At 70.1% G+C, this 17,914-nt stretch carries 15 protein-coding genes; 6 read left to right on the forward strand and 9 right to left on the reverse strand.

Annotation, left to right across the window (positions count from 1 at the left end; translation table 11 throughout):
- Positions 1 to 26: 26 nt before the first annotated feature.
- The gene (locus MK786_RS06485) at positions 27 to 2,627 is read right to left on the reverse strand and encodes a LuxR C-terminal-related transcriptional regulator (RefSeq protein WP_241111418.1); all 2,601 of its coding nucleotides are present in this window, start codon (positions 2,625 to 2,627) and stop codon (positions 27 to 29) included.
- Positions 2,628 to 2,775: 148 nt separating this feature from the next.
- On the opposite strand from MK786_RS06485, the gene MK786_RS06490 reads away from it, so the two are divergent.
- Genes MK786_RS06490 through MK786_RS06505 form a run of 4 tightly spaced genes read left to right on the forward strand, consistent with a single transcriptional unit; the run spans position 2,776 to position 4,282 of the window.
- Positions 2,776 to 3,036: a hypothetical protein gene (locus tag MK786_RS06490; RefSeq protein WP_241111419.1), complete on the forward strand. Its 261-nt coding sequence runs from the start codon at positions 2,776 to 2,778 to the stop codon at positions 3,034 to 3,036.
- A 53-nt stretch (positions 3,037 to 3,089) separates the two neighbouring features.
- A complete protein-coding gene (locus tag MK786_RS06495) occupies positions 3,090 to 3,476 on the forward strand; it encodes an SHOCT domain-containing protein (protein WP_241111420.1) in 387 nt (128 codons plus the stop codon).
- A 24-nt stretch (positions 3,477 to 3,500) separates the two neighbouring features.
- Entirely contained in the window at positions 3,501 to 3,920 is a 420-nt protein-coding gene (locus MK786_RS06500; protein ID WP_241111421.1) for a DUF6325 family protein, read from the forward strand.
- Between the two features lie 11 nt (positions 3,921 to 3,931).
- The gene (locus MK786_RS06505) at positions 3,932 to 4,282 is read left to right on the forward strand and encodes an SHOCT domain-containing protein (RefSeq protein WP_241111422.1); all 351 of its coding nucleotides are present in this window, start codon (positions 3,932 to 3,934) and stop codon (positions 4,280 to 4,282) included.
- 68 nt (positions 4,283 to 4,350) lie between these two features.
- Here MK786_RS06505 and MK786_RS06510 read toward each other — a convergent pair whose 3' ends face one another.
- The 3 genes from MK786_RS06510 to MK786_RS06520 are packed head-to-tail and all read right to left on the reverse strand — an operon-like array spanning position 4,351 to position 7,292.
- Positions 4,351 to 5,070 (reverse strand): potassium channel family protein, encoded by a 720-nt coding sequence (locus tag MK786_RS06510; protein ID WP_241111423.1) that lies wholly within the window; start codon positions 5,068 to 5,070, stop codon positions 4,351 to 4,353.
- 48 nt (positions 5,071 to 5,118) lie between these two features.
- Entirely contained in the window at positions 5,119 to 6,195 is a 1,077-nt protein-coding gene (locus MK786_RS06515) for a DUF998 domain-containing protein (RefSeq protein WP_241111424.1), read from the reverse strand.
- Positions 6,192 to 7,292 (reverse strand): AI-2E family transporter, encoded by a 1,101-nt coding sequence (locus MK786_RS06520; RefSeq protein WP_241111425.1) that lies wholly within the window; start codon positions 7,290 to 7,292, stop codon positions 6,192 to 6,194. The genes MK786_RS06515 and MK786_RS06520 overlap by 4 nt, the downstream gene beginning before the upstream one ends.
- A gap of 92 nt (positions 7,293 to 7,384) precedes the next feature.
- Here MK786_RS06520 and MK786_RS06525 point away from each other — a divergent pair, with 92 nt between their 5' ends.
- On the forward strand, positions 7,385 to 8,785 hold the full coding sequence (locus tag MK786_RS06525; RefSeq protein ID WP_241111426.1) for a DUF2252 domain-containing protein: 1,401 nt from the start codon (positions 7,385 to 7,387) through the stop codon (positions 8,783 to 8,785).
- A 20-nt stretch (positions 8,786 to 8,805) separates the two neighbouring features.
- A complete protein-coding gene (locus MK786_RS06530) occupies positions 8,806 to 12,147 on the forward strand; it encodes a DUF5979 domain-containing protein (protein WP_241111427.1) in 3,342 nt (1,113 codons plus the stop codon).
- A 15-nt stretch (positions 12,148 to 12,162) separates the two neighbouring features.
- Here the strand turns inward: MK786_RS06530 and MK786_RS06535 are convergent, their stop codons facing one another.
- From MK786_RS06535 to MK786_RS06555, 5 genes are read right to left on the reverse strand one after another with little or no spacing between them, the layout of a single operon-like run.
- Positions 12,163 to 13,800 (reverse strand): fucose isomerase, encoded by a 1,638-nt coding sequence (locus MK786_RS06535; RefSeq protein WP_241111428.1) that lies wholly within the window; start codon positions 13,798 to 13,800, stop codon positions 12,163 to 12,165.
- Positions 13,797 to 14,744, reverse strand: a complete 948-nt coding sequence (locus tag MK786_RS06540; protein WP_241111429.1) for a ribokinase — start codon at positions 14,742 to 14,744, stop codon at positions 13,797 to 13,799. The genes MK786_RS06535 and MK786_RS06540 overlap by 4 nt, the downstream gene beginning before the upstream one ends.
- A 28-nt stretch (positions 14,745 to 14,772) precedes the next feature.
- Complete coding sequence (locus tag MK786_RS06545; RefSeq protein ID WP_241111430.1) at positions 14,773 to 15,645, reverse strand: dihydrodipicolinate synthase family protein; 873 nt, start codon at positions 15,643 to 15,645, stop codon at positions 14,773 to 14,775.
- Positions 15,642 to 17,294, reverse strand: a complete 1,653-nt coding sequence (locus tag MK786_RS06550; protein ID WP_241111431.1) for a tripartite tricarboxylate transporter permease — start codon at positions 17,292 to 17,294, stop codon at positions 15,642 to 15,644. Before MK786_RS06550 ends, MK786_RS06545 begins: the two co-directional genes overlap by 4 nt.
- The gene (locus MK786_RS06555) at positions 17,291 to 17,821 is read right to left on the reverse strand and encodes a tripartite tricarboxylate transporter TctB family protein (RefSeq protein WP_241111432.1); all 531 of its coding nucleotides are present in this window, start codon (positions 17,819 to 17,821) and stop codon (positions 17,291 to 17,293) included. Before MK786_RS06555 ends, MK786_RS06550 begins: the two co-directional genes overlap by 4 nt.
- Between the last annotated feature and the right edge of the window lie 93 nt (positions 17,822 to 17,914).

Here is a 17,914-nt window from a genome sequence, read left to right on the forward strand (position 1 = left end):
ATGGCCGCGCGCGCAGGGGTTCTACGTCACCCGACGCGGGCGATCTCTCGGGCGTCGAGCAGGCCGAGGTCGGCCGCGCGCTCGATCGCGGCATCCCTCCCCGAGACCCCCAGCTTGCGATAGATATGACCGAGGTGCGTCTTGACCGTGTTCGTCGACACATAGCAGCGGGCCGCGATGTCGGCGATCGTGAGGCGGCTCGGCAGGAACGCGAGCAGCTCGAGCTCGCGCGGTGTGAGCTCCTCGAGAAGCCTTGGGTTGGGCCGGCCGCCTGCGGTGCGCGCGCGGGCGATGACGAAGCGTGCGAACTCGGTGCGCCCGCCCGTGAGCTCCTCGACGAGGTCGGCGACCGCGGCTCCGGCTCGCAGGAACGGGTAGGCGAGCCATTCCGGCGCGGCGAGCGCGAGCGCCTTCTCGAACTGCTCCCGAGCCTGCGCGCGTCGCCCTTCCAGCGCGTGCGTCCATCCGGCGACGATGGCCACTTCGACGGACGCCAGCGGCGCCTCGGGGTCGGGCTCGAAGGCGACTCGGCGTATCCGGGCGTTCGCCGCTGCCGCCTGCCCGTCGGCGAGCAGGGCCGCGACCTCCTCGAAGAGGACCGAGGACCAGTTGGAGCCGGGCGGCGGAGCCTGAAGCGGCGGGTTCGACGCCGGTCCGTGCAGCCGGGCGCGCCGCAGGGCGATGGTCGCGAGCCACTGGCGCACGATGGCCGGCGGAGGACCCGGGGGCTCGACGGTCGCGAGCTGATCGTCGTCGGGGTCGACGAGCAGCCGGATGGCGTGGCCGACCCACATCAGCTGGGTGCGCTGGTTGGCAGTCGCGCGGACGATGCCCTCGGTCAGGGCGAGCGCTCCGACATCGGGCTCGCCGCGCTGCACCGCCACGATCGCGCGGGCCAGGTAGGCGTCGGCCGGTGCGGGGTGCGACAGCAGCCCCGCGCTCCGGGCGGTCTCGAGGGCTTCGTCGGAGTGGGCCGTGGCGGCCCCCAGCCTGCCGTCGATCGCCTCGACCAGGGCGAGGCTGCCCAGCAGGTGCACGCGGTACGGCGTGTACGCGAACCCCGGCAGGGCGATCGCGGTCGCCAGTTGACGGCGTGCACCCACGAGATCGCCGAGGAAGATGTGGGCACGACCCAGTGACCCGCGCGCCAGGAACGCGAGGAACGGCTTCGAGGTGAGTCCGAGCAGGTCGGGAACCTCGGCGTCGGGGTGCGCGTCGAGGAGTGCGAGCGCGTCGACCGCCGCCCGCACGAACGGCTCGGGATGCGGGTGGAACTGCACACTTGCGGCCAGGTACGCGAGCGCCACCTGCCGCTGGCCGATGGAGAGATCGGCGCCGGCGAGCAGAGCCTGCATCGCGTCGACCGCTACCAGTCCCCGGCCGCTCATGCCCTCGGCGATCGCGCGGAGCAGCTCGGCGTCGATGTGGGTGGCACGCACCTCGGCGGGCACGCGTCCGAGCCATCGCGCCACCGTGGCGGTGCGGGACTGCTCGAACACCTCGCGTCCACTCAGGAGCACGCGCTCGATGGCGCGCTCCCACTTCCTCGCCCGCAGGAGGTAGTCGACGGCGACCTCGACATCGCCCTCAGCGAGGTGCCAGTCCGCGGCGATCTCGAGCAGGCTCGCCTCGGCGCGCGAGTCATCGGCACGCAGGCGGTACAGCAGCAGATCGCGGAAGAGCCGGTGGAACCGGAACCAGCCGGGACGTTCGGGGACGGCGACGATGAACATCGAGTCGCGCTCGAGCTCCGCCAGGAACGCCGCGCCGTGGACGTCCGCGAGCGCCTCGACGAGCCCGGCGCACACTTCGTCGACGACCGCCAGATGCTTGAGAGCCGTGCGGCGGGACGGCTCGAGGGCGTCGAGCACCTCCTCGCTGAGGTAGTCCACGACCAGCCGGTCGGTGCCGGTGAGCTCGTCGACGACACGATCCGGATCGCCGGCGAAGCGCAGACTCAGCGCCGTGAGCTGCACGCCGACCGCCCATCCTTCGGTGCGCGCCGTCACGGCTGCGACGGCGTGCCCGCTCACCGGCATGCCCGCGATGTGCTCGATGACCCGCGCGGTGGTGGCGTCGTCGAAGGCGAGCTCACGCTGCCGGATCTCGACGAGCCCGTGCTCGAGACGGTGACGGCTCCAGCCGAGCTGCAGGTCGACGCGCGACGAGAAGACGGCGTGCACGTTCGGCGGCAGCAGATCGACGAGGCGCCAGAGGTCGGGGAGGAGGGCGCTCCCCGAGATGCGGTCGAGGTCGTCGAAGACCAGGACGAGGCGGCCCTCGAGCTCGCCGAGGCTGCCCGCGAGGTCGTCGAGGAATGCGTCGCCGAGGCGCCCCTCCGATGCATCGAGCGGTGCGCTGGGCGCGTGCAGAGCCGGGACGACAGACCTGATCCCGTCGACGAGGCGCATCGCGAAGGCGCCGGGCGAGTCGTCGGCCGCCGTGATGTCGAACCACGCCACCGCGATGTCGGAGTGGGAGTGAGCCCACTGCGACAGGAGCACGGTCTTGCCCGCGCCCGCTGGCGCGACGACCAGAGACAGCGGCGATTCGATGCCGGCGTCCAGCTGCCTTCGCAGCGCCGGCCGATCGACGGCGTGCGACGGGATACGACGTGATCCAGACAATCCCTGAGCCTCCCTGGCGAGGTGGGCATGCGCTCGGGGGAATCATCCCACAGGGGTGACGTGCGCGCGAGAGGCCCCTGGCGACAATGTCGGCAACGTTCACCGGGCCGAGACCCGGAGAATCGCGACCCCCTTCGAGAGGCCCGTGATGACGCCCCAGGTCGTGTGCATCCTGCTCCGAGGACGCCTCGGACCCGCGCTGGTGGCGGCACTCGACGGCTTCGATGTCCGCGCGACCGACGACGGCTGCACCCGAGTCGTGGGCCGCGTGCCCGACCAGGCGAAGCTCATCGGCCTTCTCGACATGTTCGACGAGCTCCACATCGAAGTGGTGTCGGTCAACCCCCTGCACGACGCGCCCGACGATTCACCCGCTCAGGGTGACGTCGCGCCCGGTCTGCCCTCGTAGTTTCGCAACTGCGGCGGGTGAATCGGTCCGCCCTTGACGATTGGCTGGAAACAATGGATCTCTGGAGTTGGGTCGCCTGGTTCTTCTGGGTCTTCGTGTTCGTGGCGTACCTGATGGTGCTCTTCTCGATCCTCGGCGACCTGTTCCGCGATCACACCCTCAGCGGGTGGTGGAAGGCCGTCTGGATCATCTTCCTGATCTTCGTGCCGTTCCTCACCGCGCTGGTCTACCTGATCGCCCGCGGCACGGGCATGCAGAAGCGCGCGATGGAGCAGGCAGCCGAGATGCGCAAGCAGCAGGAGGAGTACATTCGCGCCACCGCTGGAAGCGGTGGCGGCAGTGCCACCGACGACATCGCGAAGGCCAAGTCGCTGCTCGACTCGGGCGCGATCTCGCAGGCGGAGTTCGACGCGCTCAAGGCGAAGGCTCTCGCGGGCTGACGCCCGGCAGAGGAGGATGACGCCATGACGACCTTCGACTACGGTCCGATCGAGTTCTACGCGATCGGATTCGACGGTGACAAGCCCGGCCCCGGCATCCTGCAGGCGATCGACGATCTCGTCGCTTCCGGCACGATCAATGTCCTCGACCTCGTCTTCGCGACACGGTCGCCCGAGGGCGAGCTCACCGTGATGGAGCTGTCCGACACGACCGACGACGGCGGAGCCCCGGCCCTCGACCTCGCCGGGCTGGCGGGGATGGAAGACATCGAGGCGCTCGCCGAGCAGGTCCCGCCGGGGACCTCGGCCGCGATCCTCGTCGTCGAGCTGTTGTGGGCCAAGGCGTTCGCGGCCGCGCTCTTCGACGCCGGGGGCGCCGTGATCGCACGCGAGGGCATTCCGGCGCCGGTCGTCAACGCGTTCCTCGCCGAGAACGCCGACTGAAGGAGGCAGACATGATGCGCAGAGTGGGCCGTCCCGGCCTCATCGGAATGGCGGCACGCACCGCGGTCGTCGCGGGCACCGCGACCGCCGTCTCGGGGAGCGTGGCGCGGCACCAGCAGAACAAGGCGAACGAGCAGTACGAGCAGCAGGCGTACGAGGCGCAGCAGCAGCAGGCGGCCATGGACGCCGCCGCCGCGCAGGCGGTCGCCAACGCCCAGGCCGCAGCGCCGGCGGCCGCGCCGGCCGCGCCGGCCGCGGGCGACGACATGATGGCGAAGCTCACGCAGCTGGCCACCCTGCATTCGCAGGGCATCCTGTCGGACGAGGAGTTCGCGGCCGCCAAGGCCAAGCTCCTGTCCTGACACCGCCGATTCCAGACCGGGGGCCGCATCCGCGAGGGTGCGGCCTTCGCCGTCTCGTCGCCGCAGGGTCAGCGCCCTTCGACATCGTCGTCACCGGCGGGCTTGCCGAGCGCTTCGACCTTGGCGAGCAGCTGACGCACTTGGCCGCGGGTCGCGGGCTCCGCGTCGTCGTGATCGCGGGCGGCGCGCTCGAAGATCCACGAGGCGAGCGTGGCGGTGATGATGCCCGACAGTGCGATCCCGCTGAACATCACCCCGGTTCCGACGGCGCGTCCCCACCAGGTGACCGGGAAGAAGTCGCCGTAGCCGGTCGTGGTGATCGTCACGCACGACCACCACACCGCGAGGGGGAAGCTGGTGATGTTGGCGTCGGGCGACGACCGCTCGGCCTCGAGCACGGCGAGCGAGGCGATGTAGATCAGCAAGACGCCCGCCCCAGCGCCGTAGACCATGATCTGAGTGCGAAGCCGCGTGCCGGCGGACGGGCGCATCCCCGGGACGTGGGTCAGAGCCCGCAGCAGCAGCACCAGGCGGAAGACGGGGATGACGGCGATCGCGAGCGTGCCCAGGTGCGTGCGGAACCAGGCGCGGCGGTCCTTGGCGAGGGAGAGACGCACGACGTAGTCGACGATGAACAGCGCCCACGTCGCCAGGATCACCGCCGTCATCACGACATGGGCGACTCCCTCGAGACCACCGATGACCCGCCACGAGTACGCGATCAAGTACACGAGGGATGCCAGTACCAGCGGCACCTGGGTGCGGCGATGCCAGGTCTTCTCGTCCACACGCGCATCATCCCGCAGCACCGGCGTCTCCCCGCGGGGGCGCGCGGGTCAGGAAGCCGAGCGGGCGTCCTGCTCGAGCGCGGCGGCGTTGCGGATGAACAGCACGATCCAGGTGAACACGAGGATGCCCGCGACGAGCTCCACGGCGGTCAGCGTGTAGTAGCCGACCAGGAAGAACACGGCGAGCACGAGCGTGACGGCGAGGAACAGCCAGCCGATGAGGATGAAGGGGCGCGGCATCCCGGTGATCCATCTCGGGAGTCCGATGACCAGCACGCCATACGCGACGACCATCCCGGAGGCGACCGCGGTGTGGATGCCGAAGAACACGTCGACGGGGAACACGCCGACCAGCGCGAGGAAGACCCCGACGACGATCAGGCACACGCGCACGCGTACGACCCCCACCGGATTGGCGGTCGGGATGCCGCGCGTCGCGTAGCGCGCGAGGGTCGTCACGAGGAAGCCCGCGACGATGAGCGTGAGGTTGAACGCGAGCGCCGACACGTTCGTGGTCATGCCGAGTGCGCTCAGGTTGTCCTTCCACCAGTTCGGGTCGCTCGCGGTCAGCATGCTCGCAAGCACTCCCAGTGCCAGGAAGACGGCGAGCACCGCGGCCAGCAGCTGCAGGTCCATGTGGGTCGCCGAGAAGAACGCCAGGTACGCCGTCATCGCGGCCGCCGCACCCGCCAGGATCAGCACCGGCAGGGCGAACACCTCGGCGCCGATGAACGCCCGCTCGAGCGTCACGGCGAGGATCGTCCAGCCCAGCAGCGCGATCACGGCGTGCGCGATCGCGAGGGCGATGATGTCGAGCACGTCGAGCACGCGGACGCGACCGCTCGGCCCGCGGTCATGGAGCAGCCATCGTCCGGCGATCACCGCGACGAACGCGACCACCGCTGATGCGACGGCGGCGAACTGGCCGATCGAGTCCGGACCCGAGATCGGCGCCGGGTGCAGACGGAAGGCGATCGCTGCGATGACCGCCACGACGACGAACGCGACGGCAGCGATGCCGATCGCAAGCGATTCGAGCGACCGCTCGCTGGTGCTGTCGAGGATCCGGGATGCCGCGCTCCCCCGCCGAGTCGCGGTTTGGTGGTCGAGGGCGCTTCCGGTCATGGCCGCCTCCGTGGCTGGGTCGACGAGGGATCGGGCGGGGGCACGGCGGTGCGGTCGCCCGAGAGCCAGCGCAGCCAGTGCGACTGCGGGTCGCCCTCGAGCACGAGCGTGCGGACGAACAGCGTGAGCGGGATGGACAGGATCGCTCCGAGCGGGCCGATGATGAAGGTCCAGAAGATGACCGAGAAGAAGCTCAGCGTGAGGCTCAGATCGACGGCGTCGCTGACGAACTTGGGCTGCACGAGCACCTGCAGCACGACGTTGACGACGCAGTAGATCGCGATGACCGCGAGCAGCATCGGCCAGCCGCCCACGACGAACGCGAGCACGGCCGGCGGGATCAGGCCGAGCACGAAGCCGATGTTGGGGATGAAATTCGTGACGAACGCCAGAATCGCCCACACGAGCGGAGCGGGCACGCCAAGCCACAGGAGCGCGAAGCCGTCGATGATCGCGACGATCGCACCGAAGGTGGCGTTGACGACGTAGTAGCGGCGCACCCCCGTGTTGAGCCGCTGGATGCGGGCGAGCGTCGGCGCCTTCGCACGGCCGAACACCCGGCCAGCATTGCGATAGCGCGCGGCGTCGGCGGCCATGAAGATGATGTATGCGACGACGAAGAAGAGCGCGGTCGCGACGCCGAGCACCGCTCCGCCGAGGCTCGACGCGAGGCCGACGAGCGTCTCGGGATCGAGCACGGCGGCCGCGGCATCCGCTGCCTGATCATCCAGGCCGGCCGACCGCAGCCACCCGAGAAAGCTCTGCACGCTGTCCTGCAGTTCGTCGGAGAACTCGCCGACCAGGCGCGCGAACTGCGTGCCGGCCAGCCACAGCAGCGCGCCCATCACGGCGAGCACGAGGTACGCCACCAGGATGACGGCGGTGGTGCCCGTCCAGTGCGGCCAGCCGCGGCGCTCGAGCGGCCGGCGGACCGGTTCGCAGATCACCACGAGGACGATCGCCAGCGCGACGGGGCCGACGAGTTCGCGCGCGAAGTACACGCCCGTGAGCACGATGACCGCGGCCGCGAGACCGAGCACGGTCCGCATGCTCGACGACAGCAGCGGCGGCGGAGGTTCTGCGGCGGCGCGGGTCACGCGGCCAGGGTACCGACGGCGAGGCCCGGTGCCGCGGATTTCATCCCCGAAGTCACCTCCCGCGCGACGAAGGACGGTGCCACACTGTCGACATGTCGATGACGGACTCGCGGCCCCTGGCCGAGACCTGGTCCCCGCTGCCCACCCTGCAGGACCACCTGACCGAGGGCCGCACCGTGCGCGAGTCGCACCCTCGCGAGAGCCTCGCTGTGCTGCCGGAGGGCGAGCGCGATCCGATGGGGATCCTCGATCGGCAGGATTCGACCCGCGTGCCCGAGCTCGTGCCCATCCGCACGCAGCGCATGAGCGAGAGCGCCTTCGCGTTCTATCGGGGCACGGCGGCGCTCATGGCCGCCGACCTCGCGCGTTCGCCCAGCAGCAGCATCGAGGTCGGGTCGTGCGGCGACGCGCATGTGTCGAACTTCGGCCTGTTCGCGTCGCCGCAGCGCACGCTCGTGTTCGACCTCAACGACTTCGACGAGTCGGCCTGGGCGCCGTGGGAGTGGGACGTCAAGCGCCTGGTGACCAGCATCGTGATCGCCGGGCAGTCCACCTCGCGTGACGACAAGGTGGTGCGGGATGCTGCGCTCAGCGCCGTGCGCACCTACGCACGCGCCCTCGCCAGCGGCGCAAAGCGGAGTCCGCTCAAGCGCTACTACGACCACTTCGACGCCGACGCCGCCTCCGATTCGCTCGACCCGGAGTCGGCGGAGGCGCTGCGCAAGGCGGTGAAGGACGCCGAGAAGCGCACGTCGGCCCGCGCGGTGCGCAAGCTCACGTCGCTCGACGACGCCGGACGGCTGGTGTTCGGTGAGACGCCGCCGACGATGACGCACGTCGATCCGCGCATCGAGCTTCGGATCAACGAGTTCGTCGCGCAGTACCAGCGGTCGGCGAACGTCGACATCCGCGTGCTGCTGCAGAAGTACCACGTCACCGACATCGCCCGCCGCGTGGTGGGCGTCGGCAGCGTCGGCACGCGCTGCTACCTGATCTCGATGTCGGACGGCGAAGGCAACGCGCTGATCCTGCAGGGGAAGGAGGCGGGCCAGAGCGTGCTCGTCGAGTACGGCGGCGTCGAGCAGCCCGAGGCCGTCGCCCGCTACATCGCGGAGAACGGCGAGGGCGGGCGCGTGGTGGCGATGCAGCGGATCCTGCAGGCGGTGTCGGATCCGTTCCTCGGCCACCTCACCGGTCCGTCGATCGACGGACCCGAGCGATCCTTCTATGTGCGGCAGTTCCACGACAAGAAGGGCGGCTTCGACGTCGACACGCTCGAGGACGCCGCCTTCGGCTGGTACGCGGATGCCTGCGCCTCGACGCTCGCACGTGCACACGGCCAGTCACCCAACGCGGCGGTCGTCGCCGGCTACGCGGGCGGCGGCCGGGTGGTCGGGGAGGCGATCCTGGAGTGGTCCTACGCCTACGCCGACCTGTCCCGTGCGGACTGGGAGCTCTTCCGTCGCCACCGCGGCGTGGGCGAGGCGGGCTGACCGGGGGGAGAGCGCAGCACATGACAGAATCTGTTCGACCGCGCATCCGCCGCATCTTGGCGGGAATCTCCGCCGCGCTGCTCGCCGTCACGGGAGTCGTCGTCACCGGCGAGCTCACCGTCGCACCGGCGGCCGCCGCGTACCCCGAGAGCGTCAATCCCTTCGCGATCGCCGGCGGGTTCACGGTCTACGCTCGCGAGGACGCGCTGCTGCAGAACCAGGAGACGGAGGGCAGCATCGCTGTCGGCGGAACCGCCACCGTGCAGGGCAGCAGCGGGCAGTACACGATCATCCACGTCTCGGCCGGCACCGGCGACTACGATCTGCCGACCGTCGACGGCGATCCCACGCGGTTCCTGGTCGGGCAGTACAGCACCACCAGCAGGGGCATCCTCGCCATCACGAGCGCGGGGACGACCGACCCCGCGAGGTGGGGCGCCCTGAAGATGGTGCAGCGCGACGGCGGCTGGCGGGCGTTCGCGCGCGCCGACTGGCTGCGTCTGAACCAGAACCCGGCGAATGTGGATCAGACGCCGCTCATCGATGCGACCCACCAGCAGTATCCGGCGGATGCCGTGCCGCCGACGGGCGCGAGCGGCAACGGCAGCATCTACACGGTGAACACGTCACCGACCGCCGTGGCCGACTATGTGGAGGCCAATCGCGACGCCTCGTGGGAGGAGGCGGACAGCTGCCTCACCGACATCGCAGATCCGACCGGCGATCTGGGCAACCCTGTCGGAGTGGCGGAGGATGTCGGCAGCCGCAAGGTGCTGGAGCCTTTGAGCGCCGACCAGCCCAACGTCGTCGACTACGCCGACATCGCGGGCGCCGCCCTCCTGCAGTTCTCCCCCGGCCCGACGCCCGGCGTCTCGAATCCCCTCGTCATTCGTGTGCCGGCCGGCACCACGGAGGTGGTCGGCGCCCGCGCCGACCCGCAGGGCGCTTTCTCGCCGTACATCCTGTGGGATCTCTCGCAGCTCACGGGCGATGTGACGGTGAGGGCAGCCGAGGCCCGCATCGACGGCTCGGTATACGCCCCTGACGCCTCGGTCACCGTCGATGCCGCGCCCCTGGACGGCCAGGTCGTCGGTCTGAACGTGACGCTCAAGGGCGGCGAGGCGCACTCCTTCCTCTTCTCGAGCGAGATCCCCTGCGCGGCCGACAGTGGCACCTTCGCCATCCGCAAGGAGCTGGCGGGCATCACGCCGACAGACCTGCCGGAGGGCACCACGTTCACCGTCAACTATGTCGCGACGACGCCCGACGACGCCGTGACGACCGGCACGCTGGAGGTCCCGGCGGACGGAACGCCGGTGCTCGCGGGCGAGCAGTTCCCCCTGGGCACCGTCGTGGAGTTCGAGGAGATCGCACCCGAGACCGAGCCCGGGTGGGAGTGGACAGGCTCTTCGATCACCCCGAACCCGCTCATCGTCGGCGCCGGAACGTCGCAGGTGGTGGTGACCAACTCCGCCGAGGAGCAGGTCGGCACGTTCAGCCTGCAGAAGCTCATCGTCGACGTCTCGGGCGGCGATCCGGGTGAACCGTCGCAGACGACAGTCCCGGTGACCTGGACCGCCTTCTCCGGTGGCGACCAGATCGGCGAGGGGACGGTCCAGGTGCCCTTCGACGGCACCACTGTCGTGGTGGAAGAGGATTTCCCGGTCGGCACCCGCATCGTCCTGACCGAGGACCTCACAGGGATCGACCCTCCGCCCGGCTACGAGTGGTCGGGCGTCGGCTGGAGCCCCGGGCGCACATTCGTCATCGACGAGACAGGGACCTCCGTCGCCGTCGAGCTGACCAACGCGGTGGCCCCTGTGTCGACACCGCGGACGATCACGATCGTCAAATCCGCCACGGGGCCTGCCGCCGACCCCGGTTTCGAGTACACCGTCACCTACAACGGCGACCCCGACGGCGCGCTCGTCGAGCTGCCTCTCCCCCCGGGCGAACCGCAGCTGATCACCGTCCAGACCGGCGCCGGCGCGCTTCTCCTCACCGAGCTCGCACCGACGTTCAACGGAACCCCCGTGGACACCTCGAGCTGGAACGACCCCGTGTTCACCATCAGCACCCCGTCGGGGTCGACATCCCTGACGGCGGCGTTCGGGGAGACCGTCGAGATCCCGCTGCCGGACGATTCGTCCGACATCGCCATCGAGGTGGCCAACTCGCTGAAGGAGGGCACTTTCACGCTGTCGAAGGAGTTCACCGGCATCCCGCCGGTGGCTGTGCCGGAAGGGCGCGAGTTCAGCGTGCGCTGGACGGCCACCCTTCCCACCGGTGAAGTCGAGACGGGAGTGGTGCGTCTCCCGGGAGACAGCACACCGGTCGGTCCGGTCGACAGCTCCGGTGCGCCACTCCTGTTCCCCTACGGCACCGTCGTGACCTTCGAGGAGCTGCCGGCGCCCACTCCTCGAGGCGTGCAGTGGGAAAGCGCGACGTTCGACCCCGCGGAGCTGGTGATCGGCGCCGACGACGCGGAGGTCGTGGAATCGACCCTGGTGAACGACGGCTCGCTCCTCAGCGGGACGTTCCAGGTCGAGAAGAGCCTCGACGGCATCGACCCGGACGACCTGCTGGTCGACTCGTTCACGATCGGCTACGTCGCCTTCGTTCCCGGGCCGAGCGTCGAGGCGGGGCGCTTCGAGGTGCCCGCCGACGGCACACCGGGGGGCCCTGTCTTCGACAACGGCGATCCCATCACCTTCCCCATCGGCACCGTCGTCTATCTCACCGAGGAGGAGCCGAATCCCGCCGCCCTGCCGGCGGGCTACGAGTGGGGCGAGACCGTCTGGCGCCCGTCGAGCTCGGTGCGCATCGGCCTCGGCGGCACCCCTGTGCTCGAGGTCACCAACACGGCCGTGCAGCTGACGCGCTGGGAGGTCACCAAAGTGATGGACGGTGACGGCGCATCGGCGGTGCCCGCCGGCACCACGTTCCCGATCGAGTGGTGGTGGGACTACGAGCCACAGCCGGACTTCAGCCTCGCTCCCAACGAACCGGTGTACTCGCCGTACTTCCCTGTGGGGTCGATCATCCAGGGGCGTGAGGGCGCGTTGCCCGACATCCCCGGCGTCGACTGGGGCGACCCGACATGGACCCTTGACGGCGAGCAGCTCGTCCCCGACGACAACGGGATCGTGACGCTGCCCATGTCGGCGTCCCGCCGGCAAGGCCTGGCGCAGCTGACGCTGACGAACACCGCGGCCACGCTACCCCTGCCTACCACCGGCGGCGGCCCGATCCCGCCGCTGGTGCCGTTCGGTGGGCTCGGGCTCATCGCCCTAGGCGCACTGCTGGTCATCCGCCGCACCGGCCGCTCCCGAGAGGCCTCCCCCGAGCCCACCTCGGGTTGACCGTCGGGTGCGTGCTCAAAGGCCTTCGACGCGACCCACGAGGTTCACCCTGATGCCGATGCGGTCGAACATCGCCGCCTTCGCGATGAGGGCCTTGTCGGCGGTCTCGGCGTCGGGCGCATAGACGACCTGCGCGTGATTGGCCCTGTGCCGTGCCATGAACTGGTCGCGCGAGACGTCGTGCAGCACGACGTGGGCGATCGGCCACTCGGGGTTCGTCGCGTCCTTGCGTCGCTGCGTCTCCTCGGCGGGCAGCTCGACGACCGATCCACGGAAGATGTCCGCCTGCAGGATGCCGTCGGCGATGAAGACACGCGAGATCACCACCTCACCCGGCTGGGAGATGCCGTTGATCGTGGCGCCGCCGGCCGGGAAGAACACCGGCCCCTGGCGCCAGCCTTCGGCTTTGTGCCACCCGCCGAGGTGCGACGCCGGCACCGAGCCCGAGATCTCGTAGACCCAGACGAACTCCCCGTCGTACTCCTCGCCCCACCGCACGTCATGAAGCGTGTTGTCGGGCACGAGACCCATCGCCCGCCAGACCCGGTCGGTGATGAGCGCGTCCACCGCGACGCCCTCGTCGGCCTCGTTGAAGTGCGGGAACGCACGGCCCGCGAACAGCTCGCGCGAGCCGTCGCGCGAGAGCACCGGTGGCCGCTCCGTCGAGTTCAGCACGCCCTCGGCGAGGTCGGAGGCAGGCACCAGGTCCTTGAGGCCCTGCTGGTACTGGATGCCCACCGCGTCGAGTCCGAAGTCGTCGGAGATCCGCAGCGCCGCGATGTACATCTTCATCTGCCAGCGCACCTGCGCCTCGGTCAGCTCGGTCTCCTCGTCGGTGCCGAAGCGGAACGTCATGCCGCGATCGATCAGCCAGTCCCGGGCGGCGTCGGCCTCGGCATCCGTCACCGTCAGCATCTCGGCGTACAGCGCCGACTGCGACAGCCGCTCCTTGTAGATGCCGGTCGCGTTGAGCAGCTCGTCGTCGAAGATCGCGTTGTACATGCCCATGCAGCCCTCGTCGAACACGCCGATGATGGCCTTGTCCGCGAGCAGCTCATCGCCCAGTGCACGTCCGAGCTCGACCTCGGGCGTCGCGGGCAGCTCACCCAGCGGACGCACGTGCGAGGCGTCGTGGGCGATGGAGCCGGTCTCGGTCCATTCCTTGAGCCCGGCCTTGAACCAGTCGTCTGTGAAGTCGACCGACCAGATCGTCGAGTAGTCCCTTCCCATCTTCGTCAGGCCGGCGTTGAGGCCGAGCAGCCCGACGAGGCCGGGCCAGTCGCCGGCGAAGTTCGCGACGGTGAGGATCGGTCCTTCATGGGTGCGCAGCCCGGCGAGGACGTGGTGCGAGTACTGCCACACCGCCTCGGCGACGATGAGGGGCGCGTCCGCGGGGATCGTCTTGAAGACCTCGAGGCCCATCCGCTGACTTGAGATGAATCCGTGTCCGGTGGCGGGGTCGACGTCGTTCGCACGCACGACCGTCCAGCCCAGATCGCCGAGCGCCGCTGTCACGTCGGCCTCCATCTGCGCCTGCGTCGGCCAGCCCGCCGTGTTCGCCGACTCGCGCAGATCGCCGCTCGCGATGAGGTAGGCGGTCTTCGCCGGGACGGCCGCGCGCTCGCGGGCTGCCGGGAGGGTGTAGGTGCTCATGCGGTCTCCTGTGGTGCGGGATGATCGGTCGGAGTGGATGTGGTCGCCTCGCTGCGGCGGGCGAGCCGGTCGGCGATCTCACCGGCGGTAGGCATCGCCTCGGCGGCGCCTCGTCGCGAGACCGCGATCGCGGCGGCGGCTGCTGCGGCCTCGAGGGCGCGATCGAGCGCGTCGCCGGCAGCGAGACCCGCGACGAGGACCCCCGTGAAGGTGTCGCCCGCCCCGGTGGTGTCGACGGCGTCGGTCGAGACCGCGGCGACGGTGGTGACGACGGCGCCGTCGCGGGCGACGATCGCGCCGTGCCGGCCGCGCGTCAGCACGACGGTCCCGGCCAGGCGGCTGAGTGCGATCGCGGCGGACTCGGCATCGGCTTCGCCCGAGAGCAGCATCGCCTCGCCCTCGTTCGGGACGAGCACGTCGGCGAGGCGCACGATGTCGCCCAGACCCTCGTGGGCGGGAGCGGGTGTCACGACGGTCGTCACGCCGTGCGCGCGGGCGTGAGCGAGCGCATCGAGCAGCAGCGACTCGGGCCGCTCGAGCTGCACGACGAGATGGGATGCCGCGGCGATGGTCTCGCGGTCGGCGTCGTCCAGCACGCTCCGCGCGTTCGCGCCCGCCACGACCACGATCGAGTTCTCGCCATCATCGGTCACCGTGATCTGAGCGATGCCGGTCGGCTCGTCGACGATGCGGACTCTCCCGACGTCGATCCCCTCGGCCGACAGCCACGAGCGCAGGCGCACCCCGAAATCGTCGGCACCGACGGCGCCGATGAAGGCGACCGTCGCGCCGGCGCGCGCTGCGGCGACGGCCTGATTCAGGCCCTTGCCGCCGGGCCCCGTGTGGAACGACGATCCGAAGATCGTCTCCCCCGGTTCGACACGGCGCACCTGTCGCACGACGAGATCCATGTTCGCGCTGCCCAGCACCACGATGCCCGTCATCCGCCCCACCTTCCGCGCACCCTCCGGCTCAGGAGCCGTAGGTGGCGAGAACCCGCTCGATCTCCGCGATCGCCGACGCGTCCGGCTCGACGAGGGCCATCCGGCACACGCCGTCGGCGACGCCCATGCTGCGATAGGCCGCCTTCATGCGCGCCATGTCTCCGCCGATGACCGAGACGACGTCGTCGACGGCGGTCTGCGCCTGCTCGATCGCGGCGGCGTCTCCGCTGTCCGCCGCCCGCGCGAGAGCGCGGAAGGGGCCGGGGAGCACCGACGACACCCCGGACACCACACCCTGGGCACCGGCCTCTCCGGCGGCGACGAGCTCGCGGTCGGCTCCGGTGTAGAGCACGAAGCCGTCGGGCACGACGGCGCGGTAGGCCGCCAGCTCGTCGAGCGACAGCTCGCTGACCTTGGCCCCGATCACGTTGGGCAGAGTCGCGAGGCGGGCGAGCAGTTCCGGGCTGACCTCGACGCCGCTGCGCTTCGGGTAGACGTAGACGAACAGCGTGCCGTCGCCGATGGCTTCGGAGACCTCGGCGAAGTAGTCGAACACGGCGTCTTCGGTGACCGCGAGGTAGTACGGCGTGAGGGCAGCGAACTCCGTCGCCCCGAGCTCCTTCGCGATGCGCACGCGGCGCACCGCCTCGAAGGCGCTCGGCTGGCCGACGTGCACGATGACGCGCATGGCGCCGCCGAGCTCGTCGAGAGCGGCCGCGACGAGCGTCTCGAACTCGGCGTCGTCGATCGCCGGGAACTCGCCTGTCGTGCCGAGGACGAACGCGCCCTCGTTGCCCGAGCGGGCGACGTAGCGGAAGATCGACCGGCTGCCCTCGACGTCGAGGGTCCCGTCGGGGTGGAAGCTCGTCGGGATGGCGGTCACGATGTCTCGGCGGGTCACTTCTGATTCTCCTTGGGATTCACCGGACGCGCCGGAGCGACGTCCAGCTCGTCGGGCGTGCGGACCACGCCCGTGACGGGGTCTGGCAGGGCGTCGATCGCGGTGTGCTTGGCCTCGATGTCGGCCACGGTGTCGTCGTCGAGGATCGACTCGGCGAACGAGCCCCGCTTGCCGCGCGGCCGGCGGGCGTTGCGCGCCGCCGGTACGGCGATCGACAGCACCGCCAGCACGAGCAGGATGATCGCGATCGGGCTCACGACCTCGAAGAACGGGCGGGTCGGGAGGATCGCGAGCGTGCGCGCCAGATTCTCCTCGGCGAGCGGGCCGAGCAGGAGGCCGAGCACGACCGGGCCGGCCGGCACCGACATCCGCTTCAGCAGCAGGCCGATCACGCCGAACACGAGCATCGTGACCACGGTCGAGAGACTGTTCGACGTTGCGAAGGTGCCGATGATGCAGAACACCAGGATGCCGCTCCACAGGTACGGCTGGGGAACATCGAGGAGCTTCACCATGCCGCGCATGCGTACCAGGCTGAGACCGAGCGACAGGAGCGTCGCGATGAGCATGATGCCCGTGATCGAGACGACGAGGTCGGGACGCTCGGCGAAGAGGCTGGGGCCGGGCGTGATGCCCCAGATGATCATCGAGCCGATCATGACTGCCATCACGGAGTCGCCCGGGATGCCGAGGGCCATGGTGGTCGTGAGGGATCCGCCGAGGGTGGCGCTCGACGCGGTGTCGGAGGCGGTGATGCCCTCGATCGACCCCTTGCCGAACTGCTCAGGCTGCTTGGACACCTTGCGCGCGCGCTCCCAGCCGATGAGGCCGGCGATGTCGCCGCCTGCCGCGGGGATGAGCCCGACGCCGAGGCCGACGCCGCCCGACACCGCGAGCGCACGCCGCGTCTGTCGCAGTTCGGAGCGGTTCGGCCACCAGCGACCGAGGCTCGAGATCGGACGGGTCTTGGCGCGGTGGTAGGTGAGCAGCTGGTCGAACAGCTCGGCGATGCCGAAGAGCCCGATGATGACGGCGATGAAGTTGAAGCCCTCGAAGAGCTCGAGGATGCCGAACGTGTAGCGCTGATCGGCGGTGGCCGAATACGTGCCGACGGTGCCGAGCATCAGCCCGAACAGCCCGGCGAGGATGCCCTTGAGCATCGACTTCGACGAGATGCCGATCATGATCGCGATTCCGAAGACGACCAGGGCGAACAGCTCGGGCGATTTGAAGAAGTTCCGCGCGAACGTCGCGACAGGCACAGCGGCCACGGCGAACAGCACGAGGGAGGCGAGGATGCCGATCGCCGACACGATCGCGGAGATCGTGAGCGCGAGGCCGGCGCGGCCCTGCTTGGCCATCGGATAGCCGTCGAGGGTGGTCGCGATGGATGCCGGGGTGCCCGGGGTGTTCACCAGGATGGACGGCACCCGGTCGCCGAAGTTGGCCGCCACGTAGATGGTGAGGAGGACGGCGAGCCCCTGGACGGGCTCGAGGGTCATCGTGAACCCGGCGGCGAGCGCGACCGCCATTGTCGCGGTGATGCCCGGGAACGCTCCGACGAGGAAGCCGAGGAGCAGCCCGACGAGCATGTAGAGGAGGACGGAGACATCCAGCAGAGAGCTGATGCCGTCGAAGATGGCGTTCATAGGGGAACCCTCAGCAGCACTCCGAAGAGCACATAGATGAATGCGGTCACCGCGATCGGGTAGAGCACGAGGCCGAGCCAGCGCCGCTGGCCGAAGATGAGCATCAGCGACGCCATGAAGAGCGCGGTGATGATGGGGAACAGCTCGATGCGGTAGCCGAACGCGACCACCGATGCGACCGTCCAGAGCGCGACGTAGAGGCCGGTGAGCGCGCAGGTGGCGATGACGCGGACGACGCCGCCGGGCTGGATCGGTTCGATGTCCTCCCGCGAGGGCGCGGGGCGGGCGATCGCGATCACCAGCAGCGCGATCGACACCGCGACACCGGCCACGCCCAGCAGCAGTGGCCAGAAGCGCGCGTCGATCTGGCCGGGGGCGGCCTCCTGTCTCAGCGGGATCTGCGTGCCGAGGTAGAGGTAGGTCGCCGTGAAGGCGAGAGCCACCGCCGCGAACAGGATCTCGAGGGGGCGGGATGCCGCGGCCCCCGCCTGCTCGTCGGCTGCGACAGTGCTGTCCGATGTCGACATGTCGTCCTCCGAAGGGTGGGGGGCGGGCTCTCGCCCGCCCCCCGGACGGGTCAGCCCAGGAGGTCCTGGGAGAGGGGGAAAAGGGACAAGACG

This window comes from Microbacterium sp. CFH 31415 (assembly GCF_022538185.1).
Classification (GTDB): domain Bacteria; phylum Actinomycetota; class Actinomycetes; order Actinomycetales; family Microbacteriaceae; genus Microbacterium.